This is a genomic window from Pseudomonas turukhanskensis (genome assembly GCF_027922365.1).
Taxonomy (GTDB): domain Bacteria; phylum Pseudomonadota; class Gammaproteobacteria; order Pseudomonadales; family Pseudomonadaceae; genus Aquipseudomonas; species Aquipseudomonas turukhanskensis.
This window is the reverse complement of sequence record NZ_BSFN01000002.1, coordinates 63,629-87,344: the sequence shown is the minus strand read 5'-3', so window position 1 is coordinate 87,344 and position 23,716 is coordinate 63,629. Positions and strand designations below refer to the sequence as shown.

Annotated in this window: 18 protein-coding genes and 1 pseudogene; 7 read left to right on the top strand and 12 right to left on the bottom strand. The window is 60.9% G+C overall.

All coding sequences use genetic code 11. From position 1 onward, the window contains the following. The first annotated feature begins 175 nt into the window (after positions 1 to 175). Positions 176 to 1,114, top strand: coding sequence for a GGDEF domain-containing protein (locus PKE98_RS04170; protein ID WP_271194024.1), 939 nt, complete (start codon positions 176 to 178; stop codon positions 1,112 to 1,114). A 169-nt stretch (positions 1,115 to 1,283) separates the two neighbouring features. Here the strand turns inward: PKE98_RS04170 and PKE98_RS04165 are convergent, their stop codons facing one another. Then, the gene (locus tag PKE98_RS04165) at positions 1,284 to 1,868 is read right to left on the bottom strand and encodes a YajG family lipoprotein (RefSeq protein ID WP_271194023.1); all 585 of its coding nucleotides are present in this window, start codon (positions 1,866 to 1,868) and stop codon (positions 1,284 to 1,286) included. Between the two features lie 547 nt (positions 1,869 to 2,415). Here PKE98_RS04165 and mqo point away from each other — a divergent pair. After that, positions 2,416 to 3,930 carry a malate dehydrogenase (quinone) gene (gene mqo / locus PKE98_RS04160; RefSeq protein WP_271194022.1) on the top strand — a complete coding sequence of 505 codons (1,515 nt, stop codon included), beginning with the start codon at positions 2,416 to 2,418 and terminating at the stop codon, positions 3,928 to 3,930. A 216-nt stretch (positions 3,931 to 4,146) separates the two neighbouring features. Here the strand turns inward: mqo and PKE98_RS04155 are convergent, their stop codons facing one another. Together PKE98_RS04155 and PKE98_RS04150 are read right to left on the bottom strand one after the other, a co-directional pair. Continuing rightward, positions 4,147 to 5,256, bottom strand: a complete 1,110-nt coding sequence (locus PKE98_RS04155) for an NADH:flavin oxidoreductase (protein WP_271194021.1) — start codon at positions 5,254 to 5,256, stop codon at positions 4,147 to 4,149. A 58-nt stretch (positions 5,257 to 5,314) separates the two neighbouring features. Continuing rightward, complete coding sequence (locus tag PKE98_RS04150) at positions 5,315 to 5,920, bottom strand: TetR/AcrR family transcriptional regulator (protein WP_271194020.1); 606 nt, start codon at positions 5,918 to 5,920, stop codon at positions 5,315 to 5,317. Between the two features lie 203 nt (positions 5,921 to 6,123). Between PKE98_RS04150 and PKE98_RS04145 the strand changes: the two genes are divergently transcribed. Continuing rightward, entirely contained in the window at positions 6,124 to 6,402 is a 279-nt protein-coding gene (locus tag PKE98_RS04145) for a hypothetical protein (protein WP_271194019.1), read from the top strand. A 77-nt stretch (positions 6,403 to 6,479) separates the two neighbouring features. On the opposite strand, the gene PKE98_RS04140 is transcribed toward PKE98_RS04145, so the two are convergent. Together PKE98_RS04140 and PKE98_RS04135 are read right to left on the bottom strand one after the other, a co-directional pair. Continuing rightward, the gene (locus PKE98_RS04140; protein ID WP_271194018.1) at positions 6,480 to 6,962 is read right to left on the bottom strand and encodes a glutathione peroxidase; all 483 of its coding nucleotides are present in this window, start codon (positions 6,960 to 6,962) and stop codon (positions 6,480 to 6,482) included. Between the two features lie 108 nt (positions 6,963 to 7,070). Continuing rightward, positions 7,071 to 7,556: an FKBP-type peptidyl-prolyl cis-trans isomerase gene (locus PKE98_RS04135; protein ID WP_108096087.1), complete on the bottom strand. Its 486-nt coding sequence runs from the start codon at positions 7,554 to 7,556 to the stop codon at positions 7,071 to 7,073. On the opposite strand from PKE98_RS04135, the pseudogene PKE98_RS04130 reads away from it, so the two are divergent. From PKE98_RS04130 to yihG, 4 genes and pseudogenes are all read left to right on the top strand, one after another. Beyond that, positions 7,525 to 7,877, top strand: a pseudogene (locus PKE98_RS04130) (DUF3565 domain-containing protein). The gene PKE98_RS04135 and the pseudogene PKE98_RS04130 sit on opposite strands and share 32 nt — an antisense overlap. Further along, the gene (locus tag PKE98_RS04125) at positions 7,877 to 9,061 is read left to right on the top strand and encodes an acetate kinase (protein WP_271194017.1); all 1,185 of its coding nucleotides are present in this window, start codon (positions 7,877 to 7,879) and stop codon (positions 9,059 to 9,061) included. The pseudogene PKE98_RS04130 and the gene PKE98_RS04125 overlap by 1 nt, the downstream one beginning before the upstream one ends. A 90-nt stretch (positions 9,062 to 9,151) precedes the next feature. Continuing rightward, entirely contained in the window at positions 9,152 to 11,230 is a 2,079-nt protein-coding gene (gene pta / locus PKE98_RS04120) for a phosphate acetyltransferase (protein WP_271194016.1), read from the top strand. A 193-nt stretch (positions 11,231 to 11,423) separates the two neighbouring features. Further along, positions 11,424 to 12,332: a 1-acylglycerol-3-phosphate O-acyltransferase, YihG family gene (gene yihG, locus PKE98_RS04115; RefSeq protein WP_271194015.1), complete on the top strand. Its 909-nt coding sequence runs from the start codon at positions 11,424 to 11,426 to the stop codon at positions 12,330 to 12,332. A 142-nt stretch (positions 12,333 to 12,474) separates the two neighbouring features. Here the strand turns inward: yihG and PKE98_RS04110 are convergent, their stop codons facing one another. The 7 genes from PKE98_RS04110 to PKE98_RS04080 form a co-directional block, all read right to left on the bottom strand. Next, positions 12,475 to 14,607, bottom strand: coding sequence for a putative bifunctional diguanylate cyclase/phosphodiesterase (locus PKE98_RS04110; RefSeq protein WP_271194014.1), 2,133 nt, complete (start codon positions 14,605 to 14,607; stop codon positions 12,475 to 12,477). After that, a complete protein-coding gene (locus PKE98_RS04105) occupies positions 14,588 to 18,361 on the bottom strand; it encodes a CHASE domain-containing hybrid sensor histidine kinase/response regulator family protein (protein ID WP_271194013.1) in 3,774 nt (1,257 codons plus the stop codon). The genes PKE98_RS04110 and PKE98_RS04105 overlap by 20 nt, the downstream gene beginning before the upstream one ends. 293 nt (positions 18,362 to 18,654) lie before the next feature. Beyond that, complete coding sequence (locus tag PKE98_RS04100; protein WP_271194012.1) at positions 18,655 to 19,383, bottom strand: YiaD family glycine zipper/OmpA-like lipoprotein; 729 nt, start codon at positions 19,381 to 19,383, stop codon at positions 18,655 to 18,657. A gap of 88 nt (positions 19,384 to 19,471) precedes the next feature. Beyond that, positions 19,472 to 21,016, bottom strand: a complete 1,545-nt coding sequence (locus tag PKE98_RS04095; protein WP_271194011.1) for a DHA2 family efflux MFS transporter permease subunit — start codon at positions 21,014 to 21,016, stop codon at positions 19,472 to 19,474. A gap of 32 nt (positions 21,017 to 21,048) precedes the next feature. After that, a complete protein-coding gene (locus PKE98_RS04090; protein ID WP_271194010.1) occupies positions 21,049 to 22,176 on the bottom strand; it encodes an HlyD family secretion protein in 1,128 nt (375 codons plus the stop codon). Further along, entirely contained in the window at positions 22,173 to 22,703 is a 531-nt protein-coding gene (locus PKE98_RS04085) for a winged helix-turn-helix transcriptional regulator (RefSeq protein ID WP_271194009.1), read from the bottom strand. Before PKE98_RS04085 ends, PKE98_RS04090 begins: the two co-directional genes overlap by 4 nt. Before the next feature lie 142 nt (positions 22,704 to 22,845). After that, complete coding sequence (locus PKE98_RS04080) at positions 22,846 to 23,481, bottom strand: MBL fold metallo-hydrolase (RefSeq protein WP_271194417.1); 636 nt, start codon at positions 23,479 to 23,481, stop codon at positions 22,846 to 22,848. Between the last annotated feature and the right edge of the window lie 235 nt (positions 23,482 to 23,716).

The window sequence follows — 23,716 nt, the reverse complement described above, 5'->3', positions numbered from 1 at the left end:
CAGCCGCAATCGGCGAAACACCGTCAGGCAGTACGGCGAACATGATGATCGCCCGCGCTGCCCTGGTATTCGTCCTGGCCTGGACCTAGTTCAGCTAACGGGTTTTCGCACTTACGAAAGGACGCGTCGCGATGCCATTCCCTATTGCTTATTCACACGGAACGCTTCGATTGCGATGAAAAACGCGCAGTGGCAGGCCGACCTGCATTCCATTCATGACATGCGCCTGTTCCAGAATGTCGCCGCCCATAACCTGGGCCGTCTGTTGGAACAGTTTCATGCCTTTGAAGTCGACGCCGAGGAAGTTCTCCTCTCGCCCTTCGACCGTAACCAGCACCTGTATGTTTTGTTGGAAGGCGAGTTGAAAGTGTTCCTCGCCTCCATGGACAACCCGGCAGTCAAAACCCTGCAGGCCGGCGAGTGTGTGGGCGAGATCAGTTTTATCGACAACGACCACCCTTCCGCCTACGTGGTGGCGGCTACCCGCTGCCTGGTGCTGCGGTTGCACCGTGAGTCGCTGTTCAGCCTGTTCGCCCAGTCGCCGGAGCTGATGCAGAACCTGCTGGAACTGCTGTGCGAGCGCGTACGCCAAGGCAACCAGATCATTATCGACAGCGAGCAGAACGCCAACGTCGACACCCTGACCGGCGCGTTCAATCGCCGCTGGCTGGAACATATCTTCGAACGGGAAAACACCCGCTGCGCCTTCAATGGCCAGCCGATGTGCCTGTTGATGCTCGATGTCGACCACTTCAAGGCCTACAACGACAACCATGGTCATTTGGCCGGCGATTACGCCCTGTGTCTGGTGGCGCACACCCTGCGCAATCAGTTGCGGCCCAAAGACAGCCTGACCCGCTACGGCGGTGAAGAGTTCGTGATTCTGCTGCCGGAAATGAACGCCGAAGAAGGCCGCGCCATTGGCGAGCGGCTGCGCGCGGCGTTGGAGCAGGTGAGTTCGTTCTATTCGCCGGTGGGCGTGTTGCCGGGGGTGACGATGTCGATTGGCCTGGCCGAAATTCGGCCGAACGATACCTTGCAGACCTTGATTGCCCGGGCCGACAGCGCGCTGTATCAGGCCAAGCAGCAAGGGCGAAATTGTTTGTGCGGGTAGCCTTACACCGTCATCCCCGCAAAGGCGGGGATCCAGAATGTGTCAGCAAACCTCGTAAGTCGCAGCACTCTGGATTCCTGCCTGCGGGGGAATGACGAGGATTGGATGAGGTTATCAGCGCAAAAAAAAGCCCGGCTACTAGCCGGGCTTTTTCACTTTAGCGAGAACCTTATTGAGCCAGAATCTGGCCAATGGTTGGATCTTTGAACGTACGGGTCAGTGCATCACTCAACACATCGCTGACCAGCTTGGTGTTGGTGTCCTGGTTGGGCGCCATGCCGAATTTCTGGTCCAGGGTTGCACCGTAACGACCGCTGTAACGGCGGGTGGCGTTTTGCACATCCGCGCGGAAAGTCGCGCCAATGTTGGCCTCGGTTACGTACATGCCTTCTTTGGGCGACTGGTATTTCAGCTCGGCCAAGGTAATGGTGATTTGCGGAGCGTTCAGCGCACCCGGCGACGGGGTAAAGCCCAATAGACGCACTGCGGCTTCAGCCTGCTGTTGCAGCTTGGGCAGAATGTCGGCGCCATTCACGCTGATGGCGCTGGTTTCCGGGTACAGACCGCCTCGGGTGCCGAGTACCGGCGATGGTCGACCATCCACCACACGCACCACCACGGGCTGGCCCTGGCCGACCGGAGTCAGGTTGCTGGTGAGTTTTGGAGTTGGGCTCAGTTGTTGCGGGCTGTGGGCACAGCCCACCAGCGTCAGGCTGGTTACAGCGATCAGACCAAACAACAGACGGTGCAGCATGCTCATCTCTCCACAAGGAATGAAAACGCCCGGCTTGGGCCGCAGATGCGGCCACCAAAAATCGCCGCTTGAAGGGGCCGCAGTATACCCAGCGCGATGGCGGCCTGACAGCGCTGAAATCTCAGACACAGCCGGCATGGCGAGGTTCCGGCGATGCTGGCGTTTTAGCATGGCAGGCGCTGGAAATACCGGTCGGCATCCGCGCATTTATAGGCTCTGGCGTTGGCGGGCTGACCGGTGGGGAAAGAAAAGTCACGCTAAAAAACCAACTTTTGTCATTTCGCCGTTATAATCGCGCCCCGATTATAAGGTCGTCTCCTGATCGGGCCTCGCAGCTACCCTGATGTACTCAGCATCAGTCGCACCGCCCCAGAGAGTCGCCCACTTCGCGTGGCCTTGCAGCACCTCTGCCTTGCTCTCACACTTGCTCTATACGGGCTGGTAAAAGCGCGCAGAACGTACCCTTGGCACCCGAACTTTTGAGGTTCACGTATCCAAAAGAGCGTGAAAAAACGGTTTCACAACTTCACAAGAGTGTGGCGAGCAAATGGCGCAAAACGATTACGAGGCTGTCGATGTGCTGCTGGTAGGTGCCGGCATCATGAGCGCGACACTGGCCGTGCTGTTGAAAGAGCTCGACCCCGGCATCAAGCTGGAAGTCGCTGAAATGCAGGGCTCGGGAGCCATTGAAAGCTCCAACCCCTGGAACAACGCCGGTACCGGTCACGCCGGGCTGTGTGAGCTCAACTACACCCCGCAAGCCGCCGATGGCTCGGTGGACATCAAGAAAGCCGTGCAGATCAACACCCAGTTCGAGGTGTCGAAGCAGTTCTGGGCGCACTTGATGCAGCAAGGCAACTTCGGTTCGCCTAAAGCCTTTATCAACCCCATTCCGCACCTGAGCTTCGTGCAGGGCGACAAGGGCATCCAGTTCCTCAAAACCCGTCATCACGCCATGGTCAAGCACCACGCCTTCGATGACATGCTCTACACCGAAGACAAGGCCACCATGGCCGAGTGGATGCCGCTGATGATGCCCGGCCGCGCTGCCGATGAAGCCATCGCCGCCACCCGTGTGGAGTCTGGTACCGACGTCAACTTCGGCGCCCTGACCACTCAGTTGCTGAAGTTTCTCAGTGAGCAAAGCGATTGCCGCGTGAGCTACAACCAGAAGGTTGTAGGCCTCAAGCGCACTGATAAAGGCTGGCGCGTATCCATCAAGGACACCCAGTCCGCTGCTACTCGCGAAGTCGACACCAAGTTCGTATTCCTCGGCGCCGGCGGCGCGGCCCTGCCACTGTTGCAGATGTCCGGCATTCCCGAAGGCAAAGGCTTCGGTGGTTTCCCGGTAAGCGGCCAGTGGCTGCGTTGCGATGACCCAGAGATCGTCAAACAGCACGAAGCCAAGGTGTACAGCCAGGCAGCGGTCGGTTCGCCGCCCATGTCGGTGCCGCACCTGGACACCCGCGTCGTCGACGGCAAGAAATCCCTGCTGTTCGGCCCTTACGCCGGTTTCAGCACCAAGTTCCTCAAGCACGGCTCGTTCCTCGACCTGCCACTGTCAGTTCGCCCGAGCAACCTCGGCCCGATGCTGGCGGTAGCACGCGACAACTTCGACCTGACCAAGTACCTGATCAGCGAAGTGCTGCAATCGAGCGAACAGCGCATGGAATCGCTCAAGCGTTTCTTCCCGAACGCCAAAGCGGCCGACTGGCGCCTGGAGATTGCAGGCCAGCGCGTGCAGATCATCAAGAAGGACGCGAAGAAAGGCGGCATCCTGCAGTTCGGCACCGAACTGGTTGCGGCCAAGGACGGCACCATCGCCGCCCTGCTGGGTGCATCGCCAGGTGCTTCGGTAACTGTGTCGATCATGCTGGAACTGATCGAGCGCTGCTTCCCTGAGCAAGTGAACGCGGCCTGGGCCGAGAAGCTCAAGGCTATCTTCCCGGCACGCGAGAAGGTGCTGGAAAGCGATGCGGCGCTGTACCGTGAGGTCAACACCCGCAGCAACGAGCTGCTGGGTTTGACGGCGCGCAAGGCAGAGTCTGCTGCTACCGTGTGAGTGCAAAACAATGAAAAAACGGCGCCTGGTGCGCCGTTTTTTTTCGCTCAAAAAAGCTTCGCGAGCAAGCTCGCTCCTACAGGGATTGCACAACATGTAGGAGCGAGCTTGCTCGCGAACCGTGGAAAAGGTAGTCCCTCAGGCAAAAAAAAGCCCCGCAATGCGGGGCCTGAAAGTGCTGCGCTGAATCCAGCGCAACAAAGGGAAAAGCGTTACTTAAACCAATGTGGTCAGCGCTTCACGGCTGAAAGCCAAAATTTCGTCTTCACGGCCATCACGCACCTTCACCGCCCAGTCCGGGTCGACCAGCAGCGCACGGCCCACGGCCACAAGGTCAAATTCCTGCTTGTTCAGGCGGTCCAGCAGTGCGTCGAGCTTCTCAGGCTGAGCGACCTTGTCGGTCTTGACCATGAACTGCATAAACTCGCCGTCCAGACCCACGCTGCCGACGGTGATGGTGGGCTTGCCGGTGAGCTTGCGGGTCCAGCCGGCCAGGTTGAGGTCGGAACCGTCGAATTCCGGCTCCCAGAAACGGCGGGTGGAGCAGTGGAAAATGTCCACGCCGGCATCGGCCAGCGGCTGCAGGAATTCACCCAGCGCTTCAGGCGTAGTCACCAGGCGTGCGGTGTAGTCCTGCTGTTTCCACTGCGAGAAGCGGAAGATGATCGGGAAGGTCGGGCTGGTAGCCGCACGCACGGCCTTGATCAGCCCAATGGCAAAACGCGAACGGTTGGCCAGGCTGCCGCCGTATTCGTCGTCGCGCTGGTTGGTGCCTTCCCAGAAGAACTGGTCGATCAGGTAACCGTGGGCGCCGTGGATTTCCACGCCGTCCATGCCGATGGCCTGGGCGTCTTTGGCGGCCTGGGCGAACGCGGCGATAACCTCGTCGATATCTTGCTTGGTCATGCCATGAACGACTTCAACGCCGTCCTTGGTTTTGCCGGTTGGGCCGTAGCCTGGAACGCTGGCGTCGGGCTCGGTGCCGATGCGGCGCACGCTGCCCACGTGCCAGAGTTGCGGAACGATCTTGCCGCCTTCGGCGTGCACGGCATCAACCACTGCTTTCCAGCCGGCCAGGGCGTCTTCACCGAAGAAGCGCGGCACGTGCGGGTAGCCGTTGGAGGCTTTGTGGCCAACGGTGGTGCCTTCGGTCACGATCAGGCCCACGCCTGCCGCTGCACGGCGACGGTAGTACTCGATCACGCCTGCGTTCGGCACACCGCCCGGGGAGAACGAACGGGTCATCGGCGCCATTACCACGCGGGTCGGCAGTTCCAGCTCGCCTAGGCGAAAGGGTTCGAACAGGGCTTTTACGAGAGCGGTCATGCAATTCTCCTAACGGGCATCAGGTGTGGGCAGCCGTGGCGGCGCCGTGGTTGATCAATCAGTTGGGCGTCAGCAGACGCTCCAGTTGGTGCAAAAAAACGCTTAGCGGTGCGGCGTTGGCGCCCGCTTTCATACGCATCAGCGTGCCTTCCCAGGCATTGGCAATAAATTCCGCCAGCTCCACGCAATCGGTTGCCGCAGTCAGCTCACCGGCTTCACGCGCTTCATTGAGGCACTGGGCGAGGATGTCCACCGAGCGCTGCAGAATACTTTCCACCTGCAAGCCAATCGGCTGCGACGGCTCGGCCATCTCAAAGCTGAGGCTGCCGATAAAGCAGTGGTATTGCGGGCGTTCCTGGCGACGGAAGTGGTTCAGCAGCTCGCCGTAAAAGCTCAGGATGCGCTGGCACGGGCTGAGGCTCTGGTCACTCAAGGCCTGTGCATAACGCTGCAAGCGCGGCGCATAGAGAAACTCCAGCGCGTGCACGGCAAAGTCTTCCTTGCTGGCGAAGTAGTGATAGAACGAGCCCTTGGGAATACCGGCGGCCTGCACGATCTCTTGCACACCGGTGCCGTGGTAGCCGCGACGCAGCATGACTTCCGAACCTTTGGTAAGGATCAGGTCGCGTTTATCGAGGCGGATGGTGGAGGTAGCGTTCGTCATGGCGGCGATCATATGACCGGTCGTCTCGCCTCGCCCAGCATCATTGATAGCAGTGATAAAGGCCTACAAGCGGATCGGTAAATCGCGATATGGCGATGCCGCGATTTCATCAATAGCAGGTATCAAACGGGTCGATTTCAACCGAAGCGGAGCGAGGAATAGTCTGACCTCACTCTCACTCACCGGGCCGATAGGAGGCTCCAATGAACCGCTTCGCAACTATCGCCCTGCTACTGATTGCTACCGTTCTGACAGGCTGTGCTGGCCAAGGCCACTCGATGCTGGAACTGCACCCCTACACCGCCCTGGAACTGCGCCAGAAAGCGTTGGAAGACTTGAGTCGCCAGGGTTTGTCGTTCGACGAATACCAGCTCAAACGCGCCCAATTGCAGGGCCAGCCAGTGCGTGATTTCGACTTTGATGGGCAGGATGAGCTGAATGCCGGCCGTAGTAACGGCAACCGCGAAGCGCATCAGGGTTAAGCGTTTGTAGGGTGTGCTTCGCGCACCAAGGCGTTTACTCGGTAATCGCTTGGTGCGCGAAGCACACCCTACGCGCGTCAGGCCAACGCTTTTTCGATGGCCTGAATAATCGCCGGATCATCCGGCGCTGTACGCGGCGAAAACCGCGCCAACACCCGACCATCCTGACCGACCAGAAACTTCTCGAAATTCCAGGTGATATCGCCAGGAAACTCAGCGCCCTCACCCGCCAGCAAGCGGTACAGGGAATGACGGCCAGGGCCGTTCACTTCCAGCTTGCTGCTCAACGCAAAGCTCACGCCGTAGTTGAGGCTGCAGAATTGCTGGATCTCGTCTTCGCTACCAGGCTCCTGGCCTGCGAACTGGTTGCACGGCAGGCCGAGCACGGCGAAACCCTGGTCTTTGTATTGCTGGTACAGACTTTCCAAACCCGCGTACTGGGGCGTCAGGCCGCACTTCGACGCGACATTGACCACCAACACAACCTTGCCCTTGAAGGGCGCGAGCGGCAATTCCTGGCCATCCAAGGCACGTAAATTGATGTCGTGAAAAGCACTCATGACGAACTCCCGATCTGTCATTACAAACAACGTCCTTACGGACAAAAAAGGCGCCCTGTTGAGCGCCTTTTTGGTAATCCAGTTAGCCGCTAGTGCAGCTTAGCTGAATCAATGGTGGTGACCACCTTCGCCATGGATATGACCATGGGCGATTTCTTCTTCGCTGGCCGCACGTACGGCAACGACTTTGATCTGGAAGTTCAACCGTTGGCCAGCCAGCGGGTGGTTGCCGTCGACGGTAACGTCATCGCCGTCCAGGTCGCGGATGGTCACGATCTGCATGCTGCCGTCCGGTGCGGAAGCGTGGAACTGCATGCCCACTTCCAGTTCGTCGACGCCTTCGAACATGCTGCGGCTCAGGGTGCTGACCAGCTCGGCGCTGTATTCGCCGTAAGCTTCTTCAGGCTCGACAGCCACGTTCAGTTCGTCGCCAGCTTGTTTGCCAACCAGGGCTTTTTCCAGACCGACGATAATGTTGCCTGCGCCTTGCAGGTAAACCAGCGGGGCGCCGCCGGCAGAGCTGTCGATCACCTCACCAGCATCGTTGGTCAGGGTATAGTCGATGGAGACAGCCGTATTGGCAGCGATCAGCATGGGGCGGGACCTTTGCATAAGAGTGGAGAACGGGCAAGTTTAACCAAGGGTTCGGCCGAAAGCGACCCGAGCGCAGACGGACGGACGCAGCCCAACGTGCATATTCTAGGCTTTCGCCAGGACGAAGAAGCGCATTGGGTAGCCGTGCTTTCCTGCGGACATACTCAACACCTGCGCCACCAACCGCCCTGGCAAAACCGCGACTGGGTGCAAGACCCATTGCAACGGCAGGAAAAAATCGGTCAGCCTTTCACCTGTGGCTGGTGTGCCCAGGGGCAGGAGCCCCCGGCGAGTGTGGATCAGCAAGTCGAGGAGCAGTGATGCAAGCACGGCATATTCTGGTGATCAATTGCGGCAGCTCATCAATCAAATTCGCCCTTATCCACGAGGCCCATTCGCAAACCTTTTTAAGCGGTGAAGCCCAAAACCTGGGCACCTACGATGCAGAACTGCATTGGCGCCGCGGCCCTGAGCACGACAGCCTGATGATTCCCAACGCCGACCACCGCGCTGCCCTCTCACAGCTACTGCCCATTGTGCAAGGTGCTTGCGGCGGCAAGTTGCATGGAATTGGTCACCGCGTGGTGCATGGCGGCGAACGTTTTAGCGCGGCACGCCGTATCGACCCACAGGTACTGGCCGAAATCAAAGCCACCGCGCACCTGGCGCCGCTGCACAACCCGGCCAACCTGCTAGGCATAGAGGCCACGCTCAAACAGTTCCCCAACCTGCCGCAAGTGGCGGTGTTCGATACCGCTTTCCACCACAGCCTGCCGGAATACGCCTTTCGCTACGCGTTGCCCGAACAGTTGTACCGCGACCATGGCATTCGTCGTTACGGCTTCCACGGTACCAGCCACCGTTACGTCAGCGCTCGGGCGGCGGAGATGAGCAACCTGCCAATCGAAGACAGTAGCTGGCTCTCGGCGCACCTAGGCAACGGCTGCTCCACCTGCGCGGTCGTCAACGGCCAGAGCCGCGACACCAGCATGGGCCTGACGCCGCTCGAAGGCGTGGTGATGGGCACCCGCAGCGGCGATGTCGACCCCAACCTGCACAGCCACCTGGCCATGGCCCTGGGTTGGGATATCGAAAAGATCGACTACATGCTTAACCACGACGCAGGCTTGCTGGGCTTGTCCGGTCTGTCCAACGACATGCGCACCCTGGAGCAGGCCCATCACGACGGCCATGAGGGCGCCACGCTGGCCATCGAGGTATTTTGCTACCGCCTGGCCAAGTCTCTGGCTGCCATGAGTTGCGCCCTGCCACGCCTGGACGGGCTGATTTTCACCGGCGGTATCGGCGAGAATTCGCCCTTGATCCGCGCCAAAACCGTAGCCCATTTGCGCCTGCTCAATCTGCAGCTGGATGACGAAGCGAACGAGCGTTATATCCGCGGCCTTTCCGGTACGATCCACGCCTACGGCCACCCGCGGGTGTTGGTGATACCCACCAACGAAGAGCGGCAGATCGCCCTCGATACCTTGCAGCTACTGCACTAACAGCGCCGCAAGCAAAAAAACAGCAGAACCCGCCCCACACGGCGGGTCTCTGATAAGAAAGCGTGAACCACGCGCTGCTCAGGAACCTGAATGCAAACTTTCTTCCTTGCCCCCAGCGGTTTTGGCGTCGGCCTGACCTCCATCAGCCTCGGCATGGTCGGCGCGCTCGAACGCGTGGGCCTTAAAGTCGGTTTTTTCAAACCGGTGGCGCAACCGCAACCCGGTGACCTGGGCCCCGAACGCTCCAGCGAACTGATCGCCCGCACCCACGGCCTGCACTCCCCTGCCCCGGTCAGCCTCGGCCATGTGGAGCGCATGCTCGGCGAAGGCCAACTGAACGACCTGTTGGAAGAATTTATTCGCCTTTACCAGGACGCCGCGCGCGACAAGGACGTGGTGATCGTCGAAGGCATGGTGCCCACCGCGCACACCAGCTATGCCGCACGCATCAACCTGCACCTGGCCAAGAGCCTGGACGCCGAAGTGATTCTGGTGACCGCGCCGGAGGATGAAAGCGTCAGCGAGCTGTCCGACCGCCTGGAAATCCAGGCGCAGATGTTTGGCGGCCCGCAGGACAGCTCGGTGCTGGGCGTCATCCTCAATAAGGTGCGCGACGAGCAGATCGCCACCGGCCTGCACGACCACTCGCCCCTGCTGCGCCGTAACGACTTCCGCCTGCTGGGCAGCATTCCCTGGCTCGACCAACTGAACGCGCCGCGCACACGTGATATCGCCGATCTGCTCGGCGCGCGAGTGATCAACGCCGGTGACTACGAGCAGCGGCGCATGCAACGTATCGTGCTGTGCGCCCGCGCGGTGGCCAACACCGTGCAACTGCTCAAGCCTGGCGTGCTAGTGGTCACCCCGGGGGATCGTGACGACATCATCCTCGCCACCTGCCTGGCCGCCACCAACGGCATGCCGCTGGCCGGCCTGCTGCTGTGCAGCGACTTTCCGCCGGACCCGCGAATCATGGAGCTGTGCCGTGGCGCGCTGCAAAGTGGGCTGCCGGTGATGTCGGTCACCACCAGTTCCTACGACACGGCAAACAACCTCAACCGCCTGAACAAAGAAATCCCCATCGATGACCGCGAACGCGCCGAGCGGGTCACCGACTTTGTCGCCAGCCATATCGACCACGAGTTCTTGAGCAAGCGCTGCGGCGAACCGCACGAGCAGCGCATGTCGCCGCCGGCGTTTCGCTTCCAGCTGGTGCAGCGCGCCCAGGCCGCCAACAAGCGCATCGTGCTGCCTGAAGGCAGCGAGCCACGCACTGTGCAGGCCGCCGCGATCTGCCAGGCACGGGGCATCGCCCACTGCGTGTTGCTGGCCAAACCCGAAGAGGTGGAGTTGGTGGCACAGGCCCACGGCATCGAGTTGCCGCCGGGCCTGGAAATTCTCGACCCGGACCTGATTCGCAGCCGCTACGTGGCACCCATGGTAGAGCTGCGCAAAGGCAAAGGCCTGAACGCCCCCATGGCCACCCAGCAGTTGGAAGACCCGGTGATGCTCGGCACCATGATGTTGGCCCTGGATGAAGTGGATGGGCTGGTGTCCGGCGCCATCCACACCACGGCCAATACCATTCGCCCGGCCTTGCAGCTGATCAAGACGGCGCCGGGCTACAAGCTGGTGTCTTCGGTGTTTTTCATGCTGCTGCCGGACCAGGTGGTGGTCTACGGCGACTGCGCGGTTAACCCCGACCCGACTGCCAGCGAGCTGGCGGAAATCGCCGTGCAAAGCGCCGACTCGGCAAGCGCTTTCGGCATCGAGCCGCGGGTGGCGATGATCAGTTACTCCACCGGTGAATCCGGTACTGGCGTAGATGTGGATAAAGTGCGCGAAGCCACGCGCCTGGCCAAACAGGCGCGACCCGACCTGCAGCTCGACGGCCCGCTGCAATACGACGCCGCAGCCATCGACAGCGTCGCCCTGCAAAAGGCACCGAACAGCACCGTAGCCGGGCATGCCACGGTGTTCGTGTTCCCCGACCTCAACACCGGCAACACCACCTACAAAGCCGTGCAGCGCAGCGCCAACTGCGTGAGCGTGGGACCCATGCTGCAAGGCCTGCGCAAACCGGTGAACGACCTGTCACGCGGGGCGATGGTGGACGACATCATTTACACGATTGCCCTCACCGCGATTCAAGCCGCAAACCTGCCGTAGAGCGAATATCCCATCGGAATATCCGCCGTCGCTGTCTGCGGGACGGCGGATACCGCCAGGGGCGGTATTCGCCCTACGCCCGTCAAATATCCGGTTTGCACTTGCGCCGGCAATGGTTAATCTCTGCGCCTAACAACCGCCAACTTCCTGGAAAAGAGCGGCTAACAATAATCTTCCGAGGCTCGTCGCCCCTATGTTGTCTTTTCTGCCTGCGCCGCTTCGCGGCGTACTCGCCACGATTTTGCTGTTCGCCAACACCCTGATCTGGTGCTGGTTCCTGTTTATAGCCGCGCTGGTAAAATTGCTGTTGCCATTCAAGCCGGTGCGCACCGTGTGCAACCTGGTGCTGAACTGGGCCGCCGAAGCCTGGATCGCCTGCAACAGCGGCTGGATGTGGTTGGTGCAGAAAACCGAGTGGAACCTCAAGGGCCGCGAGCAGTTCAAGTACGACGGCTGGTACCTGGTCACCAGCAACCATCAGAGCTGGGTCGACATTCTGGTGCTGCAACACACCCTCAATCGCCGCCTGCCGTTTTTCAAATTCTTCCTCAAGCAGGAACTGATCTGGGTGCCGGTGATTGGCCTGTGCTGGTGGGCGTTGGATTTCCCTTTTATGAAGCGCTACACCAAGGCCTACCTGGAAAAGCACCCGGAAAAGAAGGGCCAGGACACCGCCGCCACCCGCCGCGCCTGCGAGAAATTCAGCGATGTGCCAGTGGCGATTTTCAACTTCCTCGAAGGCACGCGCTTTACCCAGGCCAAGCACGACCAGCAGGGCTCACCGTTTCGCTACCTGCTAAAGCCCAAGGCCGGCGGCATTGCCTTTGTGCTGGACGCCATGGGCGCGCGATTGAAGTCGATGGTCAACATCACCATCCACTACCCCGACGGCAACCCGAGTTTCTGGGCGTTTCTGTGCGGCGAGGTGCCGAAGGTGGTGGTGCGTTACCACACGCTGGATATTCCCCGTGAGTTCCTCGGCAAGGACTACAACAGCGACGAGACCTACCGCCTGGGATTCCAGCAGTGGGTGAACAAGCTGTGGGAAGAGAAGGACGCGGAGCTGGGGCGGTTGCACGAAGAGTTTCCGCCGTCGAAGTAACCACGCCATTGCATAAATCACCGTCGTCCCAGCGAAGGCTGGGACCCAGAATCTCTGAGTAATCATCGCTCTTCTGAGCAATTGTGGATTCCGGCCTGCGCCGCAATGACGGTGAATCGCAGTTGCTACGCCGTCAGCCCCGTCACGGCTTACGATAAACATCCCAGTCAATCTGCGCCGGAAAGTGCGCCGTCTCTGCCACCGGCAATCCTTTGGCCACCAGAAAGCCCTGCATGATGTGGCAGCGGTGCTCCAGCAGCCAGTCGCGCTGCTCGATGGTTTCCACGCCTTCTGCAATCACCTCCAAGCCCAGGTTCCAGCCGAGATCGATGATGGTGCTGACCACCGCCGCGTCTTTCGGTGAGCTGAGCATATTGGAGATAAACAGCCGGTCGATTTTCAGGGTGTCCAGTTCGAAGTGGCGCAGATACGCCAACGACGAATAGCCGGTGCCAAAGTCGTCGATGGCAATTTTTACCCCCAGCGCGCGCAGTTGGCTGAGTTGTTCGCGGGTGGTGTCCAGGTCTTGCATCAGCGCGCTTTCGGTCACTTCCACTTCCAACTGCCGGGGGTGCAAGCCGAGTTCCAGCAGCACCCGACGCAAGTCCTCAACCAATTGCGGCATGCCGAACTGCACCGGGCTGACGTTCAGACTCACCACGACCTGATCGCCGAAGGTCGGCCGCCAGTCGCAGCACTGCTGCACGCCGCGGCGGAAGATCCAGTCGCCCAGGCGATTGATCAGCCGGGTCTCTTCCAGCAGCGGAATGAAAACGTTCGGCGCAATGGTGCCGGACACCGGGTGTTCCCAGCGCAGCAAGGCTTCAAAGCCACGCAGCTTGCCGGTTTCCAGGTAGACCTGCGGCTGGTACACCAGCACGAAATCATCCTGTTCGATGGCGTTGCGCAGGCTTTCCTCCAGCATCAACCGCGAGCGCGCGCGGCCGTTCATTTCCGGCGAAAAGAAGCGGTACTGCTGGCGGCCGGCGCGCTTGGCTTCGTACATGGCCATGTCGGCGGCGCGCATCAGGCCGTCCACACTGCGCCCGCATTCGGGGTAGCTGGCAATGCCGATACTGGCGCCCAGGGTCACGTCCATGCCGTCCACGCGATGGCGCACCGACACCAGCTCGATCAGTTTTTCGGCAATACGTGCAGCGTCTTCGGGGTGTTCCAGGCCATCGAGCAAGGCAGTGAATTCGTCGCCGCCCATGCGCGCCAGTACGTCATACGGGCGCAGGCTGGAACGCAGCAAGTCGCCCACCTGACGCAGCACCTGATCACCGGCAGCGTGGCCCAGGGAGTCATTGATGCGTTTGAAGCCGTCGAGGTCAAGGTACAAGATGGCCATGCGCTTGCCGCTGCGGTCCAACCGCGCCAGGTTCGATTCCAGCGCCTGGTGAAAGCCCCGACGGTTCAGCAGCCCGGTCAAGGCATCGGTGGCCGCCTGGGATTCAAGCTGGGCGTACAGATTGCGCACCACCGACATATCCAGCGCCAGAATCACCATTGAGCGTTGCAAGCGCGGCAAAGGCGAGCTGGACAGCGCCACCGGCAGCACCTGGCCGCTGACAGCACGCAGGCTGGCATCGTGCAGCCGGTAAGCTTCTCCGCGCAGCCAGTGTTTGTAGAATTCCGAATCTTTCCACGACGTCGGGATGCCGGAGGTTTCCAGGTAATCCAGAATCGGCGTGCCTTCAATGCCTGCCACGGTGCCATTGAGCATGCGCGCCATGGCCGGGTTGACGAAGTTGATGGTGCCTTCTTCGTTCACCACCACGATGCCCTCGGCGGCATTTTCCAGCACCGAGGCGTTGAACGCGCGAGCGCTGTCCAGTTGCTTGGACAGCAACTGCAGCTCATGGCGGTTGCGTTCGTGTTCAAGCAGCACATTGATCTTGTGCCGCAGCACTTGCGGGTCGAACGGCTTGAGGATGAAATCCACCGCACCCGTGGCATAGCCACGCAGCACCGAGTCTTCGGTGTGGGCAATGGCCGACAGGAAAATGATGGGCGTATAGCGAGTGGCCGGGTTGCCGCGCATCAGGCGCGCCACCTCGAAGCCGTCCATATGGGGCATCTGTACGTCCAGCAGCACCAGACCGACATTATTGTCGAGCAGGCACTGCAACGCCGCCTCGCCCGAGTTGACCGTGCGGACATCCCAGGGGCTATCGCTGAGCAACGCTTCCATGGCCACGAGGTTTTCCTCGCGGTCATCGACCACCAGCAATATTTGATCGCTGGACTGCGGTTTAAGCTGCGCTAGAGCCATTTCGTCCCTCCGATTTCGCTAACCAGTGTTCCAGCAGCACCAACAGGTCCTGCCTGGCCACCGGTTTAGCCAGATAGTCATCCGTGCCCGCGGCTAAACATTTTTCGCGGTCGCCCTTCATCGCATGGGCCGTCAAGGCAATGATCGGCACCGTGCAGCCTTTCTCCTGTTTAAGCAGACGAGTGGCGGTGTAGCCATCCATGTTGGGCATCGCCATGTCCATCAGAATCAGGTCAAACGCTTGTTCTGCAAATGCTGCCAGGGCTTCGAAACCGTCTCTGGCAGTACTGACCTCCAGCCCAAGCTCGTCGAGCAAGGCACTCATTGCATAGATGTTGCGCACGTCATCATCGACCAACAGCACCCGGCGGCCCTCCAGTGGATTAACCTCGGGCACGGCCTGCGCCGCGGCCACCTCTGCCGAAGGCTCACGCACGCTGGAAAGAAAACCTTGTACGGCCAGGCTTAGGGCCTGCAGGTCCTGGCCGTTTTTCTGCACCACTACCGCCGAATACCGGCGCAGGCGTTGCAGGCTCTGCTGAGTGATATCCACACCGGTGTTCACGACCACCCGTGTATTGCTCAGAGGACGCTGGCGCGACATGAGTTCAATCAAATCGAAGCCATCCTGATCAGGCAGATCCAAGTCCACCACCAACGCGGCAAATTCGTCTTGTTGGTAGGCGCTGCGGGCCTCTTCAGCGGTGGCCACGGCGGTTACGCTAAAGCCCAACTGACTCAGGTGCTCACCGTAAAAATCGCGCTCATGGGCGACGTCTTCCACCAGCAGCAAACGGTTGTGGTCGTGCTCGTGGCGGGCAAGGTCGGTGAACACCTGTTCGAGGTCGGCACGGGCAATCGGCTTTACCAGGTAACGGGTGCCGGTGTCGTGCCAGTCATCGGGCTGCGGCACGCAGGAAATGATATGCACCGGCATGCCCAGGTGCTGGGGTTGGCCACGCAGGCTGCGGTAGATCTGCCAGCCGCTGATATCGGGCAGCAGAATATCGAGGATAACCGCCGCGAACTGCTCGCGTTGCAGCAACTCGATGGCCTGGTTGCCGCTACGGCAATGCACGCAGGCAAAGCCATGGGCCTGGGCTTCTTCGGCAATCAGGCCGGCGAAATTCATATCGTCCTCGACCACCAACAACAGCGGGCCCTGGCCCGTGCGTGTGGGCACGGCGGGCGTGGCTTGGGTGGTGATCTGGCTGCCGTGCACGACCGCGACCGGAAGCAATACGGTAAAGCGCGACCCCTGCCCCGGCGCGCTATCCAGGCGCACGGTGCCCTCCAGCACTTCCACCAACTGGCGCGTGATGGCCAGCCCCAGGCCGGTGCCACCAAAGGCCCGACTGGTGGAGCCGTCGATTTGCTGGAAGGCCTGGAACACACGCTGATGCTGCTCGGGTGCAATGCCGATACCGGTGTCGCGCACCACGATCTTGAGCATTACCCGGCCCTCGTCCTGCACCGCCGATGTGCAACTGACGGCCACCTCCACTTCGCCACGCTCGGTGAACTTCAGGGCATTGGAAAGCAGATTGCGCAGAATCTGCTGCAAGCGCCCACGGTCACTGAAAATAACCCGGGGCACCTGCGGCTCCAGGGTGCTGATCAACCGCAGCCCCTTGAGTTCGGCCATTGGCCGCAGGCTGGCGTCCAGTTCCTGAAGCAGGTCGTGGACATTCATCTGCTCCATCTTCAATTGCACGCGGCCGGCTTCGATGCGCGCGAGGTCCAGCACGTCATTGATCAGCTGCAGCAGGTCGCGTCCGGCGCGGTGGATGATGTCCGAGTGTTTGACCTGCTTGTCGTTGAGGTTGCCGCCGCTGTTCTGCTTAAGCTGTTCGCTGAGGATCAGGATGCTGTTGAGCGGCGTGCGCAGCTCGTGGGACATATTGGCGAGGAACTCCGATTTGTAGCGATTGGCCAACGCCAACTGCTCGGCCTGCTCACGCAGGCGCGCTTCGGCAGCCTTACGCTCGCTGATATCGATGATCACTGCCTGCACCAGCACGTCTTCACCGCTGCGCAGCGGCGACAGGCCCACCTCCAGCGGAATCAATCGGCCATCGAGATGGCGGCCGAACAGCTCACGGTTATTGCCCATCTGCCGTGGCTCGGGTGAGCGCAGAAAACTTTTGCGCAGGCCCACATGCAGCTCTTGCAAGGAGTCGGGCAGCAACTTTTCCACCGCCTGCCCCAGCAACTCGGCGCGCGGATAACCAAACAAGTGCTCGGTCTGCCGGTTGGCCATGGCGATGTGGCCTTTGTTGTCGACCAGCACGATGGCATTGGGCGAGGCCTCGACCACCAGGCGGAAACGCTCCTCGGCAGCCTTGCGCGCACTGATGTCAATGATCACCGCCTGCACCAGCACATCAGCGCCGCTGCGCAGCGGCGACAGCCCCACTTCCACCGGAATGGAGTGGCCATCTTTGTGTTGGCCGAACAGGTCGCGGTTGCCGCCCATTTGCCGGGGTTCGGGGGCGTTCTGGAAGGCTTGGCGCATGCCAACGTGGGCATGGCGCAGGGATTCGGGCAGTAGCTTTTCCACCGCCGCACCCACCAGTTCATCCCGTGGATAGCCAAACATCAGCTCGGCCTGCTGGTTGACCATGGCAATACGGCCGCCACTGTCGACCAACACAATGGCGTTGGGCGAGGCTTCCACCACCAGGCGGAACCGCTCCTCGCGCTCGCGCAAACCGGCGCTCAGCATTTCGCTATTGGCCAGGGCGCGCTCACGCACCAACAGGTAGCCGCCCACCAGTAGCCCGAGCAACGCCGAGGCCAGCAAGCCCACCCAAAGGTTGAATTGCAGGCGGGGGTTTTCCAGGCGCCGTTCGTATAGCGGGGTGCTGCTGACCGTCAGCTGCCATTCGCGGCCGAACACGTTGATATTGCGGGTCAGTTGGAAGGCTGAATTACCGCGATAACCGCCGCTGAGCAGCGAGCCGCCATCGTCGGAGTTATCCACAAGCTCGACTTGGTAGAGCTCGGTGCGGCTGCCGAGAATACCGGCGAGCAAATCCTGCATGCGGAACGAGCCAGACACCGAGCCGAGAAAGCCTTGTTGGCGCTCCTGATCGCTGGTGACCGGCGCCGTGTTGGCATACACGGGCATATACAGCACGGCGCCAACCTGGACGTCCTGGTCGGTTTCCGATTTCAGCTTGAGCGGCGCCGAGAGCACCGCTTCACCCGTGCGGCGCGCCTGGTACACCGCCTTGCGGCGCAGTTCCTCGGACAACACGTCAAACCCCAGCCCGCGGCGGTTACGCCAATCCAGGGGGCTGGTGTAGTCGACGATCAGGTATTCCTCGCGCTCACCGGCGGGAAAGATGCGAAATTCCTTGCGCCCTCCACGCTGCTCGTCGGCTACGAAAGCCGCCAGCTCCGGGCCGCGCACATACCGCACCCAGGACACGGCCTGAATACCGGGGTAACGGTCCTGAAGCTGCAACTGGTCGGTGGCGCGCATCCATTCTTCGGCGCTCACCTGGTCGCTGCCGGCCAGCAGCCCGGCCATGCCGCGCAGCACCATTTCATATGCACGCATGCGCTCGGTAATGCTCTGCTGCACATCGTCCACAGCGATGCTGAAGCGCTGCTCCTGTTCACGCCGGCTATTGGCTTCAAGTTCCTGCCACTGCCATACCACCAGCGCGCCCAACCCCGCCATCAGCCCCAAGGCCACCAAATAAGGTAGCCAGGGCCGGCGCGAGTGAAATCCGGGGTTTGCGTCCATGTAAGCTCCTGATCCTCGGCCGGCGCCATGACAGCATGGAACCCGGCCAGCAATGGCCCGCCCGGGCCATTGGGCTGAAGTCTAGACAGGAATTTGCTGATGGGCGCTTTGCCATCAAAAGATGATTGAAAGGTTAAGTGTCTGGCGTGCATGAAAGTCAAAAGCTCGAGGCTCAAGCCTCTCCTACCGAACCTGATACCCCCGGCAGGAGAGGCTTCAGCCTCGATACGGATGTTTTTCAGCACAAACGAAAAGGCCTCCACAGGGGAGGCCTCATTCCAAATCGCACTAAATCACTGCGGGTATTGCTGGTACTGCTGCTGCGGCGCCTGCTGGTATTGCTGCGGTTGTTGCTGGGCTTCGGGCAACGGCTTGAGGTTGACCTCTACACGGCGGTTCTGCGCGCGGCCATCGGCGGTGTCGTTGCTGGCAATCGGCTGGTCCGGCCCGTTGCCCCGGGTGGACAGCCGCGAGCCATCTACCCCTTGCGAGGTCAGGTAATTGGCCACGCTCTGCGCCCGGCGCTGCGACAAATCCATGTTGTGCTGGCGGCTGCCGGTGCTGTCGGTGTAGCCGACGATTTCGATGGTGTTCTGGTTGTACTGCTTGAACGAGGCGGCCAGGTTATTGAGCGGCGTGTAGAAGTTGCTGACGATATCCGACGAGTCGGTGGCGAAGGTGATGTTGCCCGGCATGACCAGCTTGATCTGGTCGCCCTGGCGCTGCACTTCAACGCCGGTGCCTTGCATGCTGCGGCGCAGCTCAGCTTCCTGTTTGTCGGCGTAATAGCCATAACCGGCACCGGCAGCGCCGGCGACAGCGGCACCAATAAGGGCGCCTTTGCCGCGATTGTCATGGCTGATCAAGGCGCCAGCGGCGGCGCCGGCCAGCGCGCCGATACCGCCGTACTTGGCGGTTTTGTTCGAGCTTGGCGGCTGGTTGTCATACGGATTCTGCGAGGCACAGCCAGCCAACAGCGCAACGGCGGTAGCGGCAATAATCAGGCGACTGAAGGTAAACATGAACGACGTACTCCTAAAGCGTGGTCCGCCCCGCTGGGCGGACCGCTATTGGAGCATAAAGTTAGCTGAAAATTCCCTGAGGCCTGGCTCAGTGCGCGTCCGGCGACGGCGCTGCCAGCATGGCCATTTTGCGCATCAGCGGCACCATGGCGGTGGCGATCACAAAGCAGACCATGATGCTTAGAAAGGCGTCGGCATAGGTTTGCGTCTGCGCCTCGCGCAGGGTTAAGCGGGCCAACTGCTGCAAGCTGCCGGTAACCGCTTCGTCGGCACCCATGCCCAACGCCTGCAGGTTGCCGCCCACCTGCGCCAGCCAGTGGTTCAGCGCTTCGTTAGTAGCATTGAGGTGCTCGGCCAGGCGCTGAAAATGCAGGTTGGTTCGGTCGTTGAGAATAGTGGCGCAGGCGGCAATGCCCATGGCCCCGCCCAGGTTGCGCATCAGGTTGAACAACCCCGAGGCATGCTTGAGCCGCGCTGGCGCCAGGCTGCCGAGCGCCAGGGTAACGGTGGGCGGCACCGTGAGTTGCTGGGCCATGCCCCGCAGTGCCTGCGGCACCAACAATTCCCCAGCGCCCCAGTCGTGGGTAATGGCGCTGAAATCCCACATCGAAATGGCGAACAGTGACAGGCCGATCATCATGATCCAGCGCATATCCAGGCGCGCCGCCAGGACGGCATACAGCGGAATCGCCAGAATCTGGAACACCCCGGTGGAAAACACCGCCAAGCCAATCTGCAACGCGCTGTAGCCGCGCACATGGCCAAGAAACAGGGGCGTGAGGTAGATGGTGGCGAACAGGCCGATACCGGTGACAAAGGAGAAGAAACAGCCTAGGGCAAAGTTGCGTTCTTTGAGCGCGCGCAGGTCCACCACCGGGTTGGCGAAGGTCAGGCTGCGCCAGAGAAAGGCCACACCGCTGAGGCCGCAGATCCAGGCGGTGGTGAGAATGGTCCTGTCGCTAAACCAGTTCCAGCGCGGCCCTTCTTCCAGGGTGTATTGCAGGCAGCCGAGAAACAGCGTCATCAGCACGATGCCCAGATAATCGGCGCCACGCAGAAGGGAGAAATCGTGCTCGTCGATGCGCACCAGCATCGGCACCACCACGGCGACGAAAATGCCCGGTATCAGGTTGATAAAGAACAGCCAGTGCCAGGAATAGTTGTCGGTGATCCAGCCACCGATGGTGGGGCCCAAGGTGGGCGCCAGAGAGGCCAACGCGCCGATGGTGGACGCCGCCAGCACCCGCTGCTTGCCGTCGAAAAACAAAAATACGCTGGTGAACACCAGCGGAATCATCGAGCCGCCGAGAAAACCTTGCAGGGCCCGAAAGACAATCATGCTCTGGATATTCCACGCCGCGCCGCACAGCAGGCTGGCCAGGGTAAAGCCCACCGCCGAGGCGCAGAACAACCAGCGCGTAGACATTACCCGCGACAGCCAGCCAGACAGCGGAATCACGATAATTTCGGCGATCAGGTAGCTGGTTTGCACCCACGCGGTTTCATCTGCGCCGGCCGACAGTCCGCCGCCGATATCGCGCAGGGATGCCGAAACAATCTGAATATCCAACAGTGCGATAAACATGCCGACGCACATGCTGGCAAAGGCCAACGTCTTTTGCAGCGTACTCATGGATGCTGGATTGAACGGCGCGACCGCGGTGCTCACAGCGCATTCGCCTGGGCAGTGGCATCGAGGGTTTTGCTGTGGGTATCCACCTCGACGATGACCGACAAGCCAGGGCGCAACTGGCCGAGTACGCCGTCTACGTCATCCAGGTGAATACGCACCGGCACTCGCTGCACGATCTTGGTGAAGTTGCCGGTGGCGTTTTCCGCCGGCAACACACTGAATTGCGCACCGGTGGCCGGTGCCAGGCTGCCCAGATGACCGTGGAATTCGCGCCCCGGCAACACGTCAGCGCGAATGCTCACGGCCTGACCGGGAAGCATGTCGGCCAGTTGGTCTTCCTTGAAATTGGCGTCTACCCACAACCCGCGTGCCGGCACCACCACCAGCAATTGCGCGCCGGCTGCGGCATAGGCGCCGACCCGCGCCTTGCGGTTGCCGATTACGCCATCCACCGGCGCGCGCAGCTCGGTGTAGCTGAGGTTGAGTTGGGCAGTTTGATGATCGGCCTCGGCTTGGGTGAGCGCGGCACGGGCTTGTTGTTTCTGGGTGGCGATGACGTCGAGTTGACGCTGGGTCGCGAGCAGCGTGGCCTGGGCGCGGGCGTGATCAGCCAACGCGGTTCTGAAGGTGGCTTCGGCACGCTGCGCACTTTCCACTGACACCGCCGAGGTTTTCACCAGGCGCTGGTAGCGCAGGTGATCGGCCTGGGCGCGCGTCATTTCTGCCTGGGTGGCATCGATGCTCGCGCGGGCCTGAGCAATCAGGGCGTGTTGCAGCTGTGCGGTGGCGTCCAGATTGGCCAGCAGCGCTTGCTCGGCAGCCACCGCCCCTTCGGTTTTCAGCAGCGCAACGCGGTAGTCGCGGTCGTCGATACGGGCGAGCAGGTCGCCGGCGTGAACGAGTTGGTTGTCGGTCACCAGCAGCTCTGCAATATAGCCACCGACCTTGGGCCCGATCACCGTAACGTCGCCGCCCACATAGGCATCGTCGGTCTCCTCGATAAAACGCCCCGCCGTCCACCAGTGATTGCCATAAAAACCCAGGGCCACCAGCGCGCCGATGCCAATGGCGGGCAGCAGCAGGCGCTTGGCCAGGCTGCGTTTAGGCTTTACCGGGTGCAGCGTGGCGCTGGACAGTTCGGCGGTGGTCACGCTGTTCATGGCTGGTGGTCCTGTACGGGAAACTGACGAAGGTTCTGTTCACGGCGCAAACGACTGGCCTCCAGGCGCTGGCGCATACGGTCGTTGGCGGCAGGGCCGGCAGTAATGGCGTGCTGGCCGCTGATGGGCTGGCCGCTATTGGCGTCAATCAATTGCAATTGCACCGCCGCACCGCTGGCTGTTTCGGCGAGATAAACAATGGTGCCTTCGGGGGCGAAATGGCGATTACCCCAGTTCATCAGGGTCAGCATCACCGGGCGAAAGTCCCAACCGCGTGGCGTTAACACGTACTCGAAACGCGGTGGTTTTTCGCTGTACTGGCGGCGCTCGAACAGCCCGTCTTCCACCATCTGGGTAAGCCGGCGAGTCAGCATGTTCGGCGCAATAGCCAGGCTCTTCTGAAATTCGTCGAAACGCGTCAGCCCGTAGAAGGCATCGCGCAGCAACAAGACGCTCCACTGATCGCCTACCCGCTCAAGGCTGCGGGCTACAGGGCACTGCCGAGTTTGCAGACTGGTGCGTTTCATCACTTCACCGGAGGGCGTTTCGATTTAAATTATAGTCACCATATAACTTGTCACTAGCATCATGCAAGTGAGGTTTTTACGTTTCAGGATCAACGGCAAAGCCCGCACTCGAAGGCGCAGGCTTGTCTAGGGAGAAAGGGTGTTAGGCGCGAATGTAGGGGTTTTCGCGCATTTCATCGCCCAGGCGGGTGTCGGGACCATGGCCGGTCACCACCGTCGCGTCTTCGTCCAGACTGTACAGACGCTGCTTGATCGAGCGCTCAATGGTCGGGTAATCGCCGCCCCACAAATCGGTGCGGCCAATACCGCGGCGAAACAGCGTGTCGCCGGCAATCAGCAGCTTGGCTTCGGGAAACCAGAAGCTCATCGAGCCTGGCGTATGCCCAGGCGTGTGCAGCGCCACACCGCACCCGCAGGCCAACTCCTCGTCATCGCGCAGCCACTGATCCGGCGCCGGCACCGGCGTATAGGGCACGCGAAACAGGCGGCACTGCTCTTCGAGGTTGTCCCAGAGAAACGCATCCTCTTCATGCAAATGAAGCGTGGCGCCGGTCTTTTCCTTCATTTGCCCGGAAGCGAGGAAATGATCCAGGTGCGCATGGGTATGGATGATGCTCACCACCTTCAGCCCATGGGCATCGAGGCGCGACATGATCAGATCGGGGTTGCCACCCGGGTCCACGACAATCGCTTTCTTGGTCACCGGGTCGCCGATGATCGTGCAGTTGCACTGCAACGGGCCGACAGGGAAGGTTTCGCGGATAAGGGCGCTCGTCATGGCTTGCATAAACAGTCTCTTGGTATTCAGGCAGCGAGCTTTTTGAGGGCTTAGCCGCAGGGCACGGGCCTTAGATCCTACCAACCAAAACCCGCCCCACAAACCATTCAAACTTTTCGCACAGGCTCTGTCCAGCCTGCACCCCCTCGCAGGCCGCGGCATTGATGGAACAATGCCGACCACAAATCGTGCATCAAAAGTGAACCGCCTTGATCGCCCCCTTCACAGCCAAAAC

Bases quoted from the DNA above. Each gene is read 5' to 3' on its own strand.
- PKE98_RS04170 (WP_271194024.1), top strand. From the start codon at position 176: ATGAAAAACGCGCAGTGGCAGGCCGACCTGCATTCCATTCATGACATG.
- PKE98_RS04165 (WP_271194023.1), bottom strand. From the start codon at position 1,868: ATGCTGCACCGTCTGTTGTTTGGTCTGATCGCTGTAACCAGCCTGACG.
- mqo (WP_271194022.1), top strand. From the start codon at position 2,416: ATGGCGCAAAACGATTACGAGGCTGTCGATGTGCTGCTGGTAGGTGCC.
- PKE98_RS04155 (WP_271194021.1), bottom strand. From the start codon at position 5,256: ATGACCGCTCTCGTAAAAGCCCTGTTCGAACCCTTTCGCCTAGGCGAG.
- PKE98_RS04150 (WP_271194020.1), bottom strand. From the start codon at position 5,920: ATGACGAACGCTACCTCCACCATCCGCCTCGATAAACGCGACCTGATC.
- PKE98_RS04145 (WP_271194019.1), top strand. From the start codon at position 6,124: ATGAACCGCTTCGCAACTATCGCCCTGCTACTGATTGCTACCGTTCTG.
- PKE98_RS04140 (WP_271194018.1), bottom strand. From the start codon at position 6,962: ATGAGTGCTTTTCACGACATCAATTTACGTGCCTTGGATGGCCAGGAA.
- PKE98_RS04135 (WP_108096087.1), bottom strand. From the start codon at position 7,556: ATGCTGATCGCTGCCAATACGGCTGTCTCCATCGACTATACCCTGACC.
- PKE98_RS04125 (WP_271194017.1), top strand. From the start codon at position 7,877: ATGCAAGCACGGCATATTCTGGTGATCAATTGCGGCAGCTCATCAATC.
- pta (WP_271194016.1), top strand. From the start codon at position 9,152: ATGCAAACTTTCTTCCTTGCCCCCAGCGGTTTTGGCGTCGGCCTGACC.
- yihG (WP_271194015.1), top strand. From the start codon at position 11,424: ATGTTGTCTTTTCTGCCTGCGCCGCTTCGCGGCGTACTCGCCACGATT.
- PKE98_RS04110 (WP_271194014.1), bottom strand. From the start codon at position 14,607: ATGGCTCTAGCGCAGCTTAAACCGCAGTCCAGCGATCAAATATTGCTG.
- PKE98_RS04105 (WP_271194013.1), bottom strand. From the start codon at position 18,361: ATGGACGCAAACCCCGGATTTCACTCGCGCCGGCCCTGGCTACCTTAT.
- PKE98_RS04100 (WP_271194012.1), bottom strand. From the start codon at position 19,383: ATGTTTACCTTCAGTCGCCTGATTATTGCCGCTACCGCCGTTGCGCTG.
- PKE98_RS04095 (WP_271194011.1), bottom strand. From the start codon at position 21,016: ATGAGTACGCTGCAAAAGACGTTGGCCTTTGCCAGCATGTGCGTCGGC.
- PKE98_RS04090 (WP_271194010.1), bottom strand. From the start codon at position 22,176: ATGAACAGCGTGACCACCGCCGAACTGTCCAGCGCCACGCTGCACCCG.
- PKE98_RS04085 (WP_271194009.1), bottom strand. From the start codon at position 22,703: ATGAAACGCACCAGTCTGCAAACTCGGCAGTGCCCTGTAGCCCGCAGC.
- PKE98_RS04080 (WP_271194417.1), bottom strand. From the start codon at position 23,481: ATGACGAGCGCCCTTATCCGCGAAACCTTCCCTGTCGGCCCGTTGCAG.